13 protein-coding genes are annotated in these 19,796 nt (G+C 37.1%); 12 read left to right on the top strand and 1 reads right to left on the bottom strand.

Translation table 11 applies throughout. The features are described 5' to 3' along the window. The first annotated feature begins 349 nt into the window (after positions 1–349). The 11 genes from BMW36_RS12540 to BMW36_RS12490 all read left to right on the top strand — a co-directional run bounded on the left by BMW36_RS12540 (position 350) and on the right by BMW36_RS12490 (position 16,339). Positions 350–1,333, top strand: a complete 984-nt coding sequence (locus BMW36_RS12540; protein ID WP_089741626.1) for an aldo/keto reductase — start codon at positions 350–352, stop codon at positions 1,331–1,333. Positions 1,334–1,808: 475 nt separating this feature from the next. Next, positions 1,809–3,554: an ABC transporter ATP-binding protein gene (locus BMW36_RS12535; RefSeq protein ID WP_089741624.1), complete on the top strand. Its 1,746-nt coding sequence runs from the start codon at positions 1,809–1,811 to the stop codon at positions 3,552–3,554. Continuing rightward, positions 3,554–5,575, top strand: a complete 2,022-nt coding sequence (locus tag BMW36_RS12530; protein WP_089741622.1) for an ABC transporter ATP-binding protein — start codon at positions 3,554–3,556, stop codon at positions 5,573–5,575. The genes BMW36_RS12535 and BMW36_RS12530 overlap by 1 nt, the downstream gene beginning before the upstream one ends. Positions 5,576–5,659: 84 nt before the next feature. After that, positions 5,660–6,856 (top strand): ROK family transcriptional regulator, encoded by a 1,197-nt coding sequence (locus BMW36_RS12525; RefSeq protein ID WP_089741620.1) that lies wholly within the window; start codon positions 5,660–5,662, stop codon positions 6,854–6,856. 102 nt (positions 6,857–6,958) lie between these two features. After that, positions 6,959–7,798 (top strand): helix-turn-helix domain-containing protein, encoded by an 840-nt coding sequence (locus tag BMW36_RS12520; RefSeq protein WP_089741618.1) that lies wholly within the window; start codon positions 6,959–6,961, stop codon positions 7,796–7,798. A 120-nt stretch (positions 7,799–7,918) separates the two neighbouring features. Further along, positions 7,919–9,199 (top strand): sugar ABC transporter substrate-binding protein, encoded by a 1,281-nt coding sequence (locus tag BMW36_RS12515; RefSeq protein WP_089741616.1) that lies wholly within the window; start codon positions 7,919–7,921, stop codon positions 9,197–9,199. A 54-nt stretch (positions 9,200–9,253) separates the two neighbouring features. After that, entirely contained in the window at positions 9,254–10,594 is a 1,341-nt protein-coding gene (locus BMW36_RS12510; protein ID WP_089741614.1) for a carbohydrate ABC transporter permease, read from the top strand. Then, positions 10,594–11,436, top strand: coding sequence for a sugar ABC transporter permease (locus BMW36_RS12505; protein ID WP_089741612.1), 843 nt, complete (start codon positions 10,594–10,596; stop codon positions 11,434–11,436). The genes BMW36_RS12510 and BMW36_RS12505 overlap by 1 nt, the downstream gene beginning before the upstream one ends. A 42-nt stretch (positions 11,437–11,478) precedes the next feature. Beyond that, a complete protein-coding gene (locus BMW36_RS12500) occupies positions 11,479–12,621 on the top strand; it encodes a glycoside hydrolase family 53 protein (protein WP_245711672.1) in 1,143 nt (380 codons plus the stop codon). Positions 12,622–12,636: 15 nt separating this feature from the next. Then, entirely contained in the window at positions 12,637–14,268 is a 1,632-nt protein-coding gene (locus BMW36_RS12495; protein WP_089741609.1) for a glycoside hydrolase family 53 protein, read from the top strand. A 19-nt stretch (positions 14,269–14,287) separates the two neighbouring features. After that, positions 14,288–16,339 carry a beta-galactosidase gene (locus BMW36_RS12490; protein ID WP_089741607.1) on the top strand — a complete coding sequence of 684 codons (2,052 nt, stop codon included), beginning with the start codon at positions 14,288–14,290 and terminating at the stop codon, positions 16,337–16,339. Between the two features lie 46 nt (positions 16,340–16,385). Here the strand turns inward: BMW36_RS12490 and BMW36_RS12485 are convergent, their stop codons facing one another. After that, positions 16,386–17,276 carry an AraC family transcriptional regulator gene (locus tag BMW36_RS12485; protein WP_089741605.1) on the bottom strand — a complete coding sequence of 297 codons (891 nt, stop codon included), beginning with the start codon at positions 17,274–17,276 and terminating at the stop codon, positions 16,386–16,388. 187 nt (positions 17,277–17,463) lie between these two features. Between BMW36_RS12485 and BMW36_RS12480 the strand changes: the two genes are divergently transcribed. After that, positions 17,464–19,425: a glycoside hydrolase family 127 protein gene (locus BMW36_RS12480; RefSeq protein WP_089741603.1), complete on the top strand. Its 1,962-nt coding sequence runs from the start codon at positions 17,464–17,466 to the stop codon at positions 19,423–19,425. The last annotated feature ends 371 nt before the right edge of the window (positions 19,426–19,796 follow it).

Genomic DNA, 19,796 nt, shown 5'->3' with positions numbered 1-19,796 from the left:
GATTACTTCGATTTACCGATGGGCACTCCTTAAGTAATTTTCACTTGGGGAGTGTTTTCTTTTCCGCGGAACAGGTTGTATTGCATATAATGCTGGGAGGAACGGAGATAGGATAGAAACATTCCTGGCTTATAAATCGAATTCTTTTTAGTTTCATTAAAAAGTGAGTATAATATTAATTGAAAGCAGGTCCATAGATGAAAATGAAACCGCTGTTATTCAAGCGCGCGCTTAATATTCTGTTAAGTTTTGGGAACTTACAGTTGGGATTAGAACCTCGCTGAGCATAGTTCACTTTATATTAAAACTTGCTGAGGAGAGGAATTTAAATTAGAAAGGTATGATGATAATGAATTACCGTCAATTTGGAAAAACGGATATGAAAATTAGTGAGCTGAGTTTTGGAACATGGGCAATTGGTGGTGCATGGGGAGAAACTAGTGATAAAGAAGCGTTAAATGGATTGGCTCGTGCAATGGATGCGGGCGTGAACTTTTTTGATACAGCAGATGTCTATGGAGATGGGCATAGTGAAGAACTTCTTGCAAAAGCTACTAAGGGTAAAGAAGATAAGATTTACATAGCTACAAAGTTTTGCCGGGCTGGTGATATTCATGATCCGCAAACTTATTCAGAAAAATCTGTAACGAATTATGTGGAGAACAGCCTGAAACGTCTTCAGCGTGAACAGTTGGACCTTATACAAATACACTGTCCTCCAATAGAAATTTTACGGAACGGTCATGTATTTGAAGTTCTGGATAAGCTACAGCAGCAAGGAAAGATCCGTCACTATGGAGTAAGTGTAGAGACGGTTGAGGAAGGCTTGCTTTCTATGGAGAACCCGAATGTAGCAGCACTCCAGGTAATTTTTAATATTTTCCGTCAGAAACCTGTAAAAGAACTATTTCCTGCAGCGAAGGAGAAAAATGTTGGTATCTTAGCCCGTGTTCCACTAGCGAGCGGTCTCTTAACGGGAAAATTCTCAAAGAGCCATCAGTTCGAACAAGATGATCACCGTAATTTTAATAAAGATGGTGATGCGTTTAATGTTGGTGAAACATTTGCAGGTCTGCCATTCTCTAAAGGTGTGGAACTTAGCAATAAGTTAGAATGGATTGCGGAAAGCCGTGGCAATATGACTCGAGCTGCCCTTAAATGGATTTTAAGCCATGATGCAGTCTCATCGGTTATTCCTGGTTTTAAAACAGTAAAGCAGGTGGAAGATAATTTAGCAGCAGTTGATGTCCCGGATTTTTCAGAAAATGAAATGGAACAATTGCGTTCATTTTATGATGCGGAAGTGCATAAACATATTCGAGGGCCGTATTAATTTGAAGAAATGGTAAAAAATTTAAAAAAAGATTGATTTTCATCTTAGGAAAAGTTATACTTTTAAGGAAATTAACAAAAAAAGGTAAGGGAGGTCGCGGAAAATGAAATGGAGATTTAATCATTCACCTAATAAATTTAATAAAAGTAATAACGTGACCTTGCTTAAAATATTCATAGATGATCTCTCATAAATTCGTCAGAGAAAGCTGTATAGTTTAGCATTTTAAAAGTCACGATTCAATAAATTGATCGTGACTTTTTCATATCCCTAGGGATATAATGCCTAACTTTCCATGTTTATAAACGCATTTGGCCACGGTCAAATGCGTTTTTTTTAATTTTAACAATGAAAGGAGAAAAGGTAATGGGAAAGGAAGACGAGAAACACAGAGTTTTTAGTCTCTTGTTAACTTTAATTGAATGTGAGGACAGCTATGATGATGGCTAGCTGGTATATGAAGGAGGAGTAAGTTGTGTTTAGTGTTTTTCGAAAATTATCCTGGTATTTTAAAGAACAATGGCTGCGCTATACTTTGGCTATCATTGCTTTAACTAGTGCAAGCATATTATTTATTATACCGCCAATGTTAATTGGAAATGTAATTGATTCCATCGCTCAAAATCAATTAACTGAGCAGAGACTGATGGAAGTTGTTTTATTGTTTGCGGGGTTAATTATTATTATTTATATTTTGTCATTTTACTGGGGACATACATTATTCGGCAGAGCAATCTTGCTTGAAAGAACAATCCGCTCCAGAATGATGAATCACTTTATGAAAATGACACCATCTTTTTACAGTCGCTACCGTACTGGTGACTTGATGGCAAGATCAACCAATGATTTAAAGGCTCTTGCAACAACTGCCGGATTCGGTATTTTAACATTGATTGACTCAACTGTATTTATGGCCTTTATTATTGGTGTGATGTTAATTGTGATTGACTGGAAACTGACGCTTGTTGCACTTATTCCTTTGCCGATCATGGCATTGATCATGCAAAAGTATGGAGCAAAAATCCATGAGCGGTTTATGAAGGCGCAGGCACTCTTTAGTGAATTGAACAACAATACTTTGGAATCGATTCAGGGTGTGCGGGTCATCCGCGCATTTGTTCAGGAAAGGCAGGATGAACAGCGGTTTAATGACAAGGCTGAGGAAGTATTTCAAAAAAATATAGCTGTTGCCAGACTTGATGCACTCTTTGAACCAACTATTAAAATTCTGGTCGGATTATCTTATACGATTGGTTTAGGATTTGGTTCATACTTAGTGATTCAGGGGGATATTACAATTGGCCAGCTTGTCACATTTAATGTGTATTTAGGTATGCTGATTTGGCCGATGTTCGCAGTTGGTGAGTTGATTAATGTAATGCAGCGCGGGAATGCCTCCCTTGATAGAATTGAAGAAGTGTTATCACAAGAACCTGATGTTGCGGATCCGCAGCAGCCAAAAAGCGTGAAAGTTCCGAATAAAATACAATTTAACCAATTGTCATTTCAATACCCCGAAACAGAGAAAAAGGACCTTGCCAATATCAATTTGGAAATTAACCGTGGCGAGACCATTGGGATAGCAGGAATAACCGGGTCAGGGAAAACAACCTTGGTAAGGCAGCTGTTAAGAGAATATCCGCCTGCTAAAGAGGGCAAATTACTCATTGATAATATCCCGTTGGAAGAATTAAGGCTTTCTGACACAAGAGATTGGATCGGGTATGTACCACAGGATCATATTCTTTTTTCTAAAACAGTGAAGGAAAATATTCTGTTTGGGAGAGGCAGTGCGAGTGATGAAGAAGTCTATCAAATCCTTGAAACAGCTTCCTTGAAAGAAGATATTGAGAATTTACCTGACGGTCTTGATACACTTGTTGGGGAAAGTGGCGTGACGTTGTCAGGTGGTCAAAAACAACGTGTATCGCTGGCCAGAGCTTTAATTAAAAACCCGGAAATTTTAATTTTGGATGATTCCCTTTCAGCGGTTGATGGGAAAACGGAAGCAAATATTATTAACCATCTTAAGCGGGCACGGGTCAATAAAACCACAATTATTGTGGCCCACAGATTATCTGCAGTGAAGCATGCAGACCAGATTATTGTATTGGAAGATGGAGAAATATCAGAACGAGGTACACACGAGCAATTAATGTTGAACAAAGGCTGGTATTACCATCAGTTTATGGTCCAGCAGATGGAAGGAGGTCTGGAATAATGAAAAAAGTAACGACAGAAAAACGGCTCTTTCAATATGCAATGAATTATAAGAAAACGATCATTATTGGTCTGGTATGTTTAATGTTTGCAGTTGCTCTTGAATTAAGCGGGCCATTTATAGCGAAACGGTTAATAGACCAGCATATCGTAGGTGTGGCCAATCACTATCTTGTAACAGAGAATGAAGCTGGTATATCCTTAAATGGTCAGCAATATGTGAGAATTGACCGGACGGATGAAAATTCCGGCCAAATCGCCACACTTTTTCAGGACGGACTGACATTTTATTTACTGGAGGATGAGATCCCGCTGCAAGCCGAATTAATTGAAGCTGATAATGGAATGGTCAGACTGGAATATGAAGGGAACACATATGAAGTAGAAGGAGCGGCTCTATCTGCAAATGAAGTCTTTGCCTTTTTCGAAGGGGAATTAAAGCCAATTATGTGGCTGCTTATACTTTATATCAGTCTGATTTTATTTGCGTCAATCTTTGTTTATTACAAAACATATTTGCTGCAATATGCATCCAATCGTATTATTCAGAAAATGCGGCGGGATGTCTTCCATCATATTCAAAGATTACCGATTAAATATTTCGTAGATCAGCCTGCCGGAAAAATTTTAGCAAGGGTAACGAATGATACGGAAGCAATTAGAGAGCTGTATGTCAAAGTACTCGAAGTATTTGCTTCAGGGAGTATCTATATGTTCGGTATCTTTGTTGCACTGTTTATTTTAGATGTGAAATTGGCACTGATCTCTTTACTGTTAGTGCCGATATTATTTATCTGGATGAATGTGTATAAAAAAGTTGGCGGGAAATATAACCGGATTATCCGTGAAACGAATAGTAACATTAATGCTAATATTAATGAATCGATCCAAGGGATGACAGTGATTCAGGCATATAATCAGACAGACCTGATTACTGATGAATTTGAAGTCTTAAATGAAAAGCAGCGTCATTTCCAAACAAAGATGAACACATTTAATGCTTTCTCTTCATTTAACCTTGTTGATTTGTTGCGCAATGTTGCTTTTGTAATTGTTATCCTATATTTTGGTGGAAACTCATTAACAGGAACAACGATTGTATCTGCAGGTTTATTGTATGCTTTGGTCGATTTATTAACTCGATTATTTGAACCGGTCAATCAGATTGTCAGTCAGCTTGAGCAACTTGAATTAGCAAGAGCTTCAGGACAGAGAGTATTTCATTTATTGGATGAGGAAGCAGAAGAGGTGGGTGACACTCCTGTTAACAGGTATAAAGGTAATGTTGTGTTTGATCAAGTCTCTTTTGCTTATAATGAGGAAGAATATGTGTTAAAACAGTTGAGTTTTGAAATAAAAGCAGGTCAAACTGCTGCATTTGTCGGTCATACAGGCTCCGGGAAAAGTACGATTATGAATCTGTTATTCCGTTTCTATGATCCGACAAAAGGCAGGATTTTAATTGATGGTACTGATACTACAACTAATACAAAGCAGCAGGTGAGGAAACATATAGGTATCGTCCTGCAAGATCCTTTTATTTTTACTGGAACGATATTATCAAACATTACAATGAATGATCCAACTATCAGCAGAGAAACAGCAATCAACGCACTAAAAGCTGTGGGAGCCGATCGTTTTATTGAAAAGTTACCAAATGGCTATGACGAACCTGTAAAGGAAAAAGGAAATGAATTCTCAACAGGCCAGCGGCAGCTGCTTTCCTTTGCCCGCGCATTAGCATTTGACCCGGCTATTCTTATCCTGGATGAGGCAACTGCAAATATTGATACAGAAACGGAAGGATTGATACAAAGGGCACTCCAAGTTTTAAAACAGGGCCGTACAACACTGGTTATTGCTCACAGATTATCTACCATTCAACAGGCAGATCAGATATTTGTACTAAAAAGTGGCGAAATAATAGAGCAAGGTAATCATGAGGAACTCCTTCAAATGAATGGTGAATACCTGAAAATGTATGAAATGCAATTAGGGAAGAAAAACGCCCAAGTCTCCTAACAGGTAAACGAATATTTCGTGCATGTACGATTCCTGCTGCTCATGTTATACTTAATGAAGTATCTTAAGAAAGTGGGAAACGTCATGCAACGTGGTAGTTTTCAATGGATGAAGTCATTAAACAAATCAATTATTTTAAATAAAATACGCACATCTGAGCCAATTTCTAGAGCTCAGATTGCAAAGGAAACAAAACTGACGCCTCCAACAGTTGGTACCATTGTAAAAGAACTGTTGGAACAACAGTTAATTCTGGAAAGCAAGTTAGGAGAATCACAAGGTGGCAGGAAGCCGACGATGCTTGTTTTAAACACGTCAGGCTTCCATATAATCGGGATAGATGTTGGTTTAAGTCATATTCAATTTGTTATTTCCGACCTGTCAGGGAAGGTCATTGATGAAACGGAAGAAGTGCTAGCGGAAGAAGTGACCAAGGAAGATTTTTTAGCATTATTAACGAATGGTGTCAATCGTTTAAAGGAGCGTCATGATTCACTACAGTTTATAGGGATTGGTGTAGCTATGCATGGTGTAGTTGAATCAGAATCAGGTGTCTCAATTTTTGCTCCAAATTTACGGTTACGTAATATACCAATTAAATCTCACTTAGAAGAAGTCTTTCGCATGGATGTAAAGGTAGAAAATGATGCCAAAGCATTTGCCTTAGGAGAAGCTTGGTTCCAAGGTCAGATCAATCATAGAAGTATGGTTGCTGTTAACATTGGTCGAGGTATTGGAGCAGGTATTGTAATTGACGGCAAATTATACAACGGGGAACATGGCATTGCCGGAGAGATTGGTCATATGACGATAGATATCAACGGGAAAAAGTGTTCGTGTGGAAATCATGGCTGTCTCCAGACATTGGCTTCAGGACCGGCTATCGCTGAAAGAGCAAAGGAACTCCTTGAAAAAGGAGGAGAGAGTATTATTGCTGAGTGGATAAATGAGCAAGAGTTATCTGCAGAACTTGTTCATAAAGCAGCATTACAAAACGATCAATTAGCGATTAAAATACTTCATGATACTGGTGTATATATAGGGATTGCATTGACTAACTTAGTCCATGTTTGGGACCCGAGCATAATAATAATTGGTGGTGGAGTCTCAAAAGCTGGGGATTATATTATGACATCAATTAAAGAGACTCTAGTAGAGAGGACGATTACGGAAAAAGCCAAGACAACTTTAATTACCATATCACAGTTAGGCAGCTATGGATCTTCTTTAGGGTCAGTTGCCTTGATATTAAGTGAATTGTTTGAACCGACTCTTTTGTAATCGCATATCTCGTATTTTGAATTTTCTAATAGTACTTTCATATAAGTAAATTAACCTTTATAATAAAATGATAGAGACTTGCGAGGAAAAGAGTTGTTCCCAATGAAGGAGAAAAAAAGATTTACGTTATCTGTTTCAGAGAATCCTTTACCTTTATTTATTGAAAGTATAGGCTATAATCCCCAAGAATTAGATTTTCAGAGACCAGAAGGTTATCCTTATTATCATTGGTTACAAACAGTAAATGGAGAGGGATGGATTGAATTACAAGATCAAACCTTTTCTCTTCCTGTTGGTAAAGGAATATTGTTAACACCCTATACACCGCATGCTTACTATTCAGATCACAGAGATTCAATCAGATGGGAAACTTATTATATTACTTTTACGGGAGCAGCAATCGATCCAATTTTGAATGCACTTGATATGAATTATTCTGCTTTTTATGAAGAGACGGATAGACTTTCGTTTACCGATCATGTAGAAAAAATGTTAAATAAGCTGGAAGAAAATACTGACCCACACCTTATTGCACATGAAATTTCAGCTCTACTTTATCAATTTTTAGTATATTTGAAGAAGTATGGTCAAATGAATGATAGATTGTCCATTCTACAATCTTATGAAAAAATTCGTTCAATTGTTGAGTGGCTAGAACAGGTCTATCCTGAAGATATTGGTTTGTTAGAGATATCAGAAAAAGCCCAAGTTAGTCCCCAACACCTAAATTCAATGTTTCACGATACTTTTGGCATAAGCCCATATTCTTTTTTAGTTCAGCTAAGGATTAGGGAGGCAAAGAGAATCCTAATCACTAATCCAGAATTATCGCTAAATAAGATCGCGAATAAAGTGGGGTTTAATGGGGTTAGTCATTTTGTTACCACTTTCAAAAAGCGTGAAGGGATTACACCGTCTACTTATCGAAACCTGCATCAATAAGATGCAGGTTTCGTTTTTTGAAACTAAGTTAGAAGAATTTTAAATATCTATCTTTATGAAATCGCTTTATAATAAATAATGTAAAGATAATTAAATTAATTTATTAAGGAGGTCATGAAGTTGATAAAGAGTAAAACTTTATGGGGATTACTATTAATTGTTTTATTTGTACTTATGCTAGCGGCATGTGCGCCCGATCGTGAAGGAGTAAAACAAACAGCACAAGACAGTGGAGGAGAAAGTCCAGGAGACCAAGGGTCTGAAGAAACAGAGAAACCAGAGCAACTAAAAGTTTGGGTGAATGATGAAGAAGAAGCAATTGCTGCAGCAGAGGAAATGTTTTCTGCATATAAAGAGGAAACTGGAATTGAGGTTGTTTATGAAAAAGTACCAATGCCTGACCAACTACAAAAACTTAGTTTAGCTGGTCCAACTGGGGATGGCCCAGACCTATTCTTTCAACCGCAGGATCGTCTTGGAGATGTAGTAGCACAGGGGCTTGCTGTTCCAATGGAATACAACGCTGAAGAACTTAATGGGTTCAGTGAAGTAGCGATTGATGCCTTTACCTATGAAGGGGAAACCTATGGAGCACCTGTAACAATTGATACTTATTTTGTTTATTATAATAAAAGCTTAGTTGAAGCTCCTCCAGAGAATATTGAAGAAGTGTATGATTTATCAAAAAAATTGACAGATGCAAGTAAAGATCAGTATGGATTTTTAATTTCACCCGAGTTTTATTATTTATATTCTTTTATAAATAGTTATGGAGGTTACGTTTTTGGTGAGGAGAATGGTGTGTATGATCCAACAGATATTGGATTAAATAATGAGGGGTCTATTAAAGGATTGCAAGAATTTAAAAAGTTTGTAGATGAAGGACTAATACCTAAAAGTTTAACAGTAGATGTAATTGATGGATTATTTACAGAAGGTAAAGTAGGGATGGTAGTCAGTGGACCTTGGAACATACCAATTTATAAAGAAGCACTAGGTGATGATTTAGCAACTGCACCATTGCCTATGATTAATGGTAAGACAGCCCCATCATTTGTTGGAGTAAAATCTTGGTTAGTATCTTCGTATAGTGAACAACCTGAATGGGCAATGGATTTAGCAAAATTCATGACAAACGGGGAAAACTCCCAACTGTATTATGATTTGACTGGTGAAATGCCTCCACGACCAGAGATATTAAATGAGATAGATGATGCGATCTATGAAGGATATACAGAGCAAATTTCTAATGGCACACCAATGCCGAATATACCTGAAATGTCAATTGTATGGGATATTGATGATGCTATTGAATTAATAGTAAATGGCGGGGACGTAGAGGAAGTATTAAACGATGTAGTTAGTAATATTAAGCAGAAAATAGATATGTCAGCACAGTAATTTCCAGAGTGAAAAGGTCTCCTTTTCACTCTAGGTATATAAAGGATGATAACAATGCTTGAAAGAGAAAAGGTAGTAGATAATTCTCTTAGTGAAAAGGGAAGTATTAATAAACCAAAACCTGTAAAACACAATGCTGCCATTGCAACAATCTTATCCATTATCTTTGCTGGTTTTGGACAAATCTATAATAGAAGGTTTTTCAAAGGGATAATTTTTATTATTCTTGAGATTGCCTTCATTATATCATGTGGCGATTTTATCAATTTAGGGATTTGGGGAATCAGAACATTAGGTACAATTCAAGGAGTAGATCATTCTATTTTCTTACTCGTCTATGGTTTAATTTCTATCATCTTGTTAGTCTTTGTTGTTGCATTCTATATTTTAAATGTTAAGGATGCTCGAAAGCAAGCTACATTGATCGCTCAAGGTTGGGAGCCTCCCAGATTAAGAGAATCCATAAGAATAGGATATGATCGTTCTTTTGTATACTGGCTAACTGTTCCAGGATTTGCTCTCCTTATTTTTACAGTTTTATTACCATTATTATTTGCTATTTCATTAGCGTTCACTAACTATGATTTATATAATTCCCCTCCAAAAAATTTATTAGATTGGGTTGGTATTGACAATTTCACTCAACTTATAACAGTACCAATATGGAAGGATACGTTCTTCAGTGTGTTCTCATGGACCATTATTTGGACATTGGTTGCTACAAGTTTACAAATAATTTTAGGTTTATTTTTAGCACTGCTTGCTAATGATAGTCGAATTAAATTTAAGAAATTAATTCGTACTATATTGATACTTCCATGGGCTGTGCCTGGATTTGTATCTATTTTGATATTTGCTGCAATGTTTAATAATGACTTTGGAACGATAAACAGGGATATTATTATTCCGCTATTTGGTGGGGATGGAATACCCTGGTTATCAGATCCACTTTATACAAGAATCGTTCTAATAGTAATTCAGACATGGTTAGGCTATCCATTCATTTTTGCCTTATTTTCCGGTGTGTTACAAAGTGTCTCAAAAGATTGGTATGAAGCAGCAGAGGTTGATGGGGCAACAAGATGGCAAAAGTTCAGAAATATTACTTTACCTCATGTATTATTTGCAACTGCGCCTTTATTAATTATTCAGTACACAACTAATTTCAATAACTTTAATGTTATTTATCTATTTAATGAAGGCGGCCCAGCAGTTCAGGGGCAAAATGCAGGAGGAACAGACATACTGATTTCATGGGTTTATAAATTAACGTTTGAGACAAACAATTACAGTATGGCTGCAGCAATCTCATTAATTATTGGATTATTAGTTTCCATATTTGCTATATTCCAATTCCGTCGGACAAGTTCATTTAAACAGGAGGGGAAAATTTGATGAATTCAAAAATGAAATCAAATTTAGAAGTAGCAGGGATTTATCTAATTTTCGCTTTTATGGCAGTTATTATCATTTATCCTATAGTTTGGGCGATAGGTATGTCATTAAATTCGAGTACAAGCTTCTACTCATCAACTATTATTCCTGAAAACTGGTCTCTAGTACATTATAAATGGCTTTTTACAGATCCAAATAGTGACTATTTACTTTGGTATAAAAATAGTATGATCGTTTCTGGTTGTTCGGCTGTATTCTCTGTGATTATGACTTCACTCGTAGCATATGCATTTTCGAGATATAATTTTGTAGGGAAGAAAACCGGATTATATACATTTTTAATCCTTCAAATGTTTCCGGCAATGATGGCAATGGTAGCGCTATATATATTGTTAAATCTTGTAGGACTATTAGATACGTTAACAGGATTAATTCTAATTTATGTAGGTGGTCAAATACCATTTAATGCTTGGCTAGTAAAAGGATACTTGGATACAATTCCAAGAGAGTTAGATGAATCAGCTAAAATTGATGGTGCAGGCCATATGACTATTTTTCTAAGAATTATCATACCTCTAGCAAAGCCAATATTAGCTGTGGTAGCATTATTCAATTTTATGACACCTTTATTTGACTTTTTATTACCATCAATTATTTTACAGAGCTCAGATAATTACACGCTAGCATTAGGATTATTTAATTTTATTAATGATCAATTTTCAAACAATTTTACTAGATTTGCCGCAGGAGCAATATTAATCGCAGCACCAGTTTCGGTACTTTATTTATTCTTACAAAGATACTTGATAACAGGACTTACAGCTGGTGGAACGAAAGGATAAAGATAAAAAATAAATTAACTGTATAAGAAGGGCATGATTTTCTTGACACAAGGTTTTATAAAAGGTGTGGATGTATCTATCTTAAATGAAATTGAAACATTTGGAGGTGAGTATTTCTTAGATCATAGAAAGGAAGATTTGATAGAGATATTAAGAGCTAAAGGAATTAATTTAGTTAGATTGCGATTATGGGTAGATCCATACGATGCTAAGGGCAATCCTTACTTGGGTGGAACGAATGATTTAGCGACAACAATAAGCTTAGCTAAAAGAATTAAAGAAAAAGGCATGAAATTCATGCTGGATCTTCATTACAGCGACTTTTGGACAGATCCAAAAAAACAACAGAAACCAAAGAGTTGGGAAGAGTTAAGTGGTAAAGAGTTAGAAGATAAAGTATATCAATATACAAAAGATGTACTTATTACTTGTATGCAAAATGGGGTGACTCCCGAATATATACAAATAGGAAATGAGATTACTAATGGAATGTTATGGCCAGATGGAAAAACACCAACATTTCTGTGGGAAAAAAGAGAATTTGAGAAATGGAGGGAGGAAGAGAAAAGGAAATCATATGATCAGTTAGCTAAGTTGTTAAATGCTGGTGTGAAGGCAGTTAGAGAGATGAGTTCAGTGTTAAAGATTATTCTGCATTTAGACTTTGGTGGTGCAAATAATTTATATAGAACCTGGTTTGATGAGATAAGTAAGAGAAAGGTAGATTATGATATTATTGGTCTCTCTTATTATCCTTATTGGCATGGAAGTCTGAAAGAATTAGAATTGAATTTATTAGATATAGGTAAGCGCTATGAAAAGGATTTAATGATTGTAGAGACTGCATATGCCTATACGGATAAAGTCCCAGAAGGTGAGGGCAGTATTTTTAGTAAAGAATTAGCAGATGTTGCTGGCTATCCACCCACAGTTGACGGACAAGCACAATTCTTAACAGAACTAATGGATACAGTAAAAAAAATTGATAACCAAACCCATAAAGGATTAGGAATTGTTTATTGGGAGCCAGCCTGGTTACCGGTAGAAAATTCAAGCTGGGCAAGCACGGAAGGAATGAAATATGGGAATGATATAGGAAATACTGGTAATCACTGGGCGAATCAAGGTTTGTTTGATTTTGAAGGAAATGCTCTAGAGTCATTGAATGTGTTTAAATTATTTTAAAAAGGAGAATTCATTATGACAAAAAAAATAGTAATTAGTTTTTTTGTGTGTTTGTTTATTATTCTAATTGATCAAAATGAACGCGAATTACTAGCAAATGAATTCATCACGGGTGGAGACATATCGATGTTAGAAGAAGTAGAGGAGTTAGGGGGGAAGTTTTATGAAGACGGCATAGAGAAAGATGCAATGGAGATATTAAGCTCTAATGGTATGAACTATGTGCGCTTGAGATTGTGGGTGGATCCATATGACAGTAAAGGAAATCCTTACGGTGGAGGTACCAATGATTTAGATACAACTATTTCATTAGCTAAGCGAGCTAAAGCACTTGGAATGAATATTTTATTAGATCTCCATTACAGTGATTTTTGGGCAGACCCTGGAACTCAAACTAAACCAAAGGCATGGCAAGACCTTCAATATACGGGGTTAAAGGATCAAGTTTATCAGTATTCTAAAAATGTTATTGAGAGTATGAAGCAGGAGAATGTATTGCCTGATATGGTCCAGGTTGGAAATGAGACTACATCAGGAATATTATGGACTGATGGTAAGGTAGGTGAAGGTACTAATGATTTTACAAAATTAGCAGAACTTTTCTCCGCGGGGATATCAGGAATTAAAGATGCTGTGTCTGGGAGTGAGGAAATAGAAATAGTATTACATCTTGATCATGGAGGGGATAATAGCTTATATCGATGGTGGTTTGATAATATAACTGCATTAGGAGTAGATTTCGATATTATTGGTTTATCTTATTATCCATTCTGGCATGGCACGATGGGTGAGTTACATTACAATTTAAATGATATTAGTAAGCGGTATAACAAAGATGTTATGATTGTAGAGACTGCATATGGATTTACTTTAGACGATGGGGATGGATTAGGAAATTCATTTTTTGAAACAGAAGAGAGTGTTGGAGGTTACCCTGCTACCCCGGAAGGTCAAATTCAATATATGAATGATTTAAAGGAAATTGTAAAAGACATTCCTAACAATCGGGGAAGAGGTATTTTCTGGTGGGAGCCAACATGGATACCTGTAGAGGGTGCTAATTGGGGTACTGAAGCGGGTAAGCTATATAACAGTGACACAGGTTTACTGTCAAATCCATGGGATAATCAAACACTATTTGACTTTAATGGTAATGCATTAGAGAGTATGTCCATTTTCAGTGATAACCCAAATCATAACAATCTGGTAAACAATAATGACTTTGAAGTTGATGGCTGGACAAATACACCGTCAGACTGGGGAGTTTGGGCTGAGGATAGTACTGATACTAATGCAGTATTTGTAGAAGGGCCAGGTATCAATGGGGACTATAAGCTTGTACATTGGAGTGATGAGGATTACAGTGTTTCCACGTATCAAACAATAAAAAATCTTGAAGATGGAAATTATACACTCACAGCATGGGTGTTAAATAGTGGAGGCCAGGAGAATGCATATATTTATGCAAAGAGTTATGGTGGAGAGGAACTTCAAACGAAATTACCTGTTAGCTCCTCTAATTGGATGAAAATAGAGATTGATGATATTAATGTGACTAATGGTCAATGTGAGATAGGTATTATTTCATATGCCCAAGCTAATAATTGGGTTAATATCGATAACGTTAAATTTTTCAAAAATAAATAATTAATAGTAGGGGGACAATATGAAATTCAAACCAGTCAGTGAGAAAATACCGAAAATGCTTCATGGGGCGGACTATAATCCAGAGCAATGGGAGAAGTATCCTGAAGTCCTCGAAGAAGATATTCGATTAATGAAACAAGCGAACTGTAATGTTATGTCTGTAGGTATCTTTTCCTGGGGTAAATTAGAGCCGGAAGAGGGGAAATTTACTTTTGAATGGATGGACAAATTACTGGATACTTTCCATGAAAACGGAATTTATGCATTGTTAGCAACACCTACTGGAGCAAGACCTGCTTGGATGTCAGAAAAATACCCGGAGGTACTGAGAGTAAGGGCTAACCGTGTTCGTAATCTTCACGGAATGCGTCATAATCACTGCTATACCTCACCAGTTTATCGGGAGAAAACCGCTATAATGAATGCGAAATTGGCAGAACGTTACTCTGATCATCCGGCAGTTATTGGTTGGCATATTTCTAATGAATATGGCGGTGATTGCCATTGTCCCTATTGCCAGGAAGCTTTTCGAGAATGGTTAAAGAAAAAGTACAAAACATTGGATGCGCTAAATGACGCATGGTGGACAACTTTCTGGAGTCACACATATACAAGCTGGTCACAAGTGGAGTCGCCAGCCCCGCATGGAGAAACAATGGTGCATGGGCAGAATCTTGACTGGAAGCGTTTTGTAACTGATCAGACACTGGATTTCTACCGTCATGAGGTCTCACCTCTAAAGAAGAAGAATCCGGATTTGCCAGTAACCGCTAACTTCATGGAGGCATTTGAAGGATTGAATTATGCCAAATTTGCGGATGACTTAGATATTGTTTCATGGGATTCTTATCCAACATGGCATGACGAACAAGAAGCATCTGCCCTGGCAGCATGGACAGCGATGAATCATGACTGGTTCCGTTCATTAAAAGATGGCAAGCCGTTTTTATTAATGGAAAGTACACCAAGTCTGACAAACTGGCAGCCAATAAGTAAATTGAAGAAGCCTGGGATGCACATACTTTCCTCATTACAGGCAGTGGCACACGGTTCTGATTCTGTTCAGTATTTCCAATGGCGAAAAAGCCGCGGTTCAAGCGAGAAGTTCCATGGAGCGGTTGTTGATCATGCAGGACATGGTGATACACGGGTTTTCAATGAAGTGAAAGAATTAGGGGATGGCCTTTCAAAACTGGATGCCGTAGTTGGTTCGACTGTTAAAGCTGAAGTTGCGGTTATTTTTGATACAGAAAATCGCTGGGCAGTGAAGGATGCACAAGGTCCGAGAAATAGCGGTGTACATTATGAAAGAACAGTTAGGGAACATTACCAGGCATTTTGGGAGCAAGGTATTAGTGTGGACGTCATTGACATGGAAAAAGATTTCTCTAAATACAAGTTAGTTGTAGCGCCAATGTTATATATGGTCAGACCTGGTGTTGGGGAAAAGATCGATAATTTTGTTCAAAATGGCGGATCATTTGTTGCAACATACTGGTCAGGTATTGTTGATGAAAATGATTTATGCTTCTTAGGTGGATTCCCTGGACCATTACGCAAAACCCTGGGAATCTGGTCAGAAGAGATTGATGGTCTTTACGATAGTGAAGTAAATAAAATTGAAGCTGTCGGAAATAACGGATTTGGCTTAAAAGGTGAGTATGAAGCAAGGGAATTATGTGATCTGATCCATTTAGAAGGTGCAGAGGCATTAGCATACTACAAGAGCGATTTTTATGCTGGAAGACCTGCATTAACTGTGAATAACGTAGGTGACGGAAAAGCTTATTATATTGCCTCAAGAAATAATCACGCCTTTCATCAGGCTTTCTACGGAGAGTTAGCTAACCAGTTACAGTTGAAAAAAGCACTAGGCGGATTGCTGCCGAAAGATGTCAGCGCACAAGTCAGAACAGATGGTGAGAATGATTATGTATTCCTGATGAATTTTTCTAAACAATCGAAAGTAATTAATCTGTCCGATGAAGAATATGAGGATATGCTTACTGGTGATAAGGTTACTAAATCGGTTATGCTGAATAGCTATGATGTAAAAGTAATAAAAAAATAATACAAAACAACCCCCGCTTCTTGAAGAAACGGGGGTTTAATATTCTTTATTTATTATTTAAGTGTGTTTTGCTGAATGCTTTCCGATATTCTGTAGGAGTTATTTTCTCATACTTTTTAAATAATCTCATAAAATATTTTTCATCATCAATACCAACCCTGTTAGCAATAACTTTAATATTTTGCCTGCTCCCTGTAAGTAAGTCTTTTGCTTTGGATATTCGCAATGAATGAAGGTATGATTGCAGTGTTTTTCCTGTCCTTTGCTTGAAGTGCCGGGAAAGGTAGTCTTTATTGTAGCTGAATTGTTCTGCTATGTCTGAAACCGTAATCCCGTCAAAGGCATTGATTCTTGTCCACTCAAGTATGAAATGAATGTTTATATCAGTTTCTGATAAACTATCTTGTCTGTTAATGGAATGGAGAAAGGTTTGTTCGGACAATTCAATAAGTAAAGAAGTCATTAAATAGTTCAGACTCATCCTTGTGTAATAATTGGAATTATCCACGTCCAGTAACTGGTTTGCTAAAATATTGAGCCGCTGAACAGCTATGGGAGAACCGTATCTGGGAAGATATATATCTTTTATTAAGTGACTTATTTCAGGGGTAGTCCGAATCTTTAAAACTGTAGTATCATTAATTTCTTTTCCTCTGTAGATGGTATCACTAATAAAATGAAACCAGTAGAATGAAATGAATTTATTGCAAATCTTATAGCCTTTATGTATCGTATGCGGAAGAATAAATAATACTTCACCTGGCTTCACTTCGTATTTTATACCATCCTGTTCTATATATAATGTGTCATTCACCCCAATAATCATTTCATAACTGTCAATCACTCTTTTTTCATGTTTCCATTCTTTGTTCGTAATGAATTGTCCACCTGAAATATACTGGACAGGTTTTTCGATATTCAATTTCAGATATTCCATTTAGACAGTCCTTTAGCTATATATTTTCATTTATCATATCACTTTTTGCTAACTTGTTAAAGTTCAAAGAATGAGGGTATGTCAGAAAAGTCCACCTATTCTTACGTTTACACTACTTACAGTGTGAGGCTTTAATGATAGTATCATAGGAAGAGTAAATTTAATCGAAAAGAGGAGTGTATGGAAAATGATCGAAATGAAACAAAGGTTGGCAAAAATGGATCCTGTGTCACACAAAAATGTAAAAATCAATGACTCCTTTTGGAACCCATGGAAAGGTCTTGTCAAGGAATCCATTATCCCATATCAGTGGGATGCACTGAACGACAGAATTCCTGGTGCTGATCCCAGCCATACAATTGAAAATTTTGAAATAGCTGCAGGCAGGAAAGAGGGTAAGCATTATGGAATGGTTTTTCAGGATAGTGATTTGTACAAATGGATGGAAACCGTTGCATACTCTCTGTCGATAGAAAAAGATGAGAAATGGGAGAAAATATTGGATGAAGTAATAGAATTAATTCAGGAAGCGCAGGAAGAAGATGGTTACCTGAACACTTATTTCTCAGTCAACCGTCCTGATAAAAAATGGACCAACTTAAAAGATGACCATGAGCTATATTGTGCCGGACACTTGATTGAAGCAGCAGTGGCGTATTACGAAGCAACAGGGAAGATGGCAATTATGGAGGTTGTTAGTAAACTGGTTGATCATATCCGGACAGTATTGGGTGATGGAGAAGGTCAGAAACGGGGTTATCCTGGTCATCCGGAGATTGAATTAGCATTGATGAAATTATATAAAATTACGAAAGAGCAAAAATATATCGACCTATGCCAGTTTTTTATTGAGGAAAGAGGGAAAAGAAATCCTGTTCATTATTATGACAGGGAATTGGAAGAGAGAAGTGGACCTGATAACCCAAGTGGACGAACATATGATTACTATCAGGCACATCTCCCTGTAAGAGAGCAGGCAACAGCAGAAGGGCATGCTGTAAGAGCGACTTATTTATACAGTGGCATGATCGATTTAGCGAATGAATTGAATGACCATGAAATGCTGGAAGTTTGCCGGACTTTATGGGAGAATACTGTGAATAAAAGAATGTATATTACGGCTGGAATTGGATCTTCGGCATATGAAGAGCGTTTTACAGTTGATTATGATTTGCCAAATGATCGTGCATATACGGAAACCTGTGCGGCAATCGCGTTGATTATGTGGAGTCACCGAATGGTACAGATTGAGGCAGATCATCAATATACAGATGTTTTGGAAAGGGCATTATACAATGGAGCACTGAGCGGGATATCACTTGATGGAAAAGGTTATTTTTATGTAAATCCATTAGAGGTATGGCCTCACACTGCTAATTGCCGTCATGATATGGGAACTGTAAAGTCGACTAGACAGCAGTGGTTTGGCTGTGCCTGTTGTCCGCCGAACATAGCAAGACTTTTAGCATCACTCGGCCAATATATATATTCTGCTAACAATTCAGAAATATATGTTCATTTGTTTATTGGCAGTAAAACATCCTTTGTAATCGATAATCAGGAGATAAATATTAATCAAACTTCCCATTATCCTTGGCTTGGGGATGTGAAATTTGAACTGTCACTGGATAAGCCAACAGAATTCTCTGTTGCAATAAGAATTCCCGGCTGGTGTAATAAAGTGAAGTTCCAGGTGAATGGGCAAGAAATGGAAGCACCTGTTGTAAAAGGGTATGCCAAATTAGAAAAAGAGTGGAAAAATGGCGATGTGGTGGAAGTGTTGTTTGACATGCCTGTGGAAGTTGTTCGATCCCACCCTGAAGTTCGTGTTAACGCAGGTAAAGTGGCATTGCAACGCGGACCGCTTGTTTACTGTATGGAGGAAGCTGATAATGGGGCGAATTTACAGGATATTCGGATTTTTACCAATCAAATATTCCAGGCGGCCTTTGAACCAGATTTACTGAAAGGTGTGACAACGATTAAGGCAAAAGCTTTAGCGACAGATAAAACAAAAGTGAAAAATCAATTGTATACAACAGAAGTGGTCCCAGTGGTAGAAAAAGAAGTAAAAGCTATCCCTTACTATGCATGGAGTAACAGAGGCGAAAACGAAATGACAGTATGGATCAGAGAAGTAGAAAAATAATAAAGAAGCAAGGCATCCCCACGCCTTCACACTAAAAAAGAATAATGAAATGCACCTAATATGGATTATGTGCAGTAACACGAATACAGTAACTTTGGAATATCTAAATTGCAAGTATGACGCTACGTCCGATTGCTTCGCTTTCACCCAAGGGCATAAGTGCGACATCTACTCAAGCAAAATGTGCTTTCGCAGTGTCTTCTTTACCATGAGGACGGCTTCAGCTAACTTGATGAAGAAACCCGCTTCACCAAGTGGATCTTCAGCTCGTCCTGTTCCCATAGGAGTCAACACAATCGGCCTACGCTGGAATGATACTCTACAATTGTTGTAAGAAAGTTAAGATTATAGCAACATATCAAAATACTCAT

The organism is Gracilibacillus ureilyticus, assembly GCF_900111195.1.
GTDB classification, from domain to species: domain Bacteria; phylum Bacillota; class Bacilli; order Bacillales; family Amphibacillaceae; genus Gracilibacillus; species Gracilibacillus ureilyticus.
The sequence above is the reverse complement of the archived record's forward strand: the minus strand, read 5'-3'. Positions and strand labels throughout refer to the sequence as shown.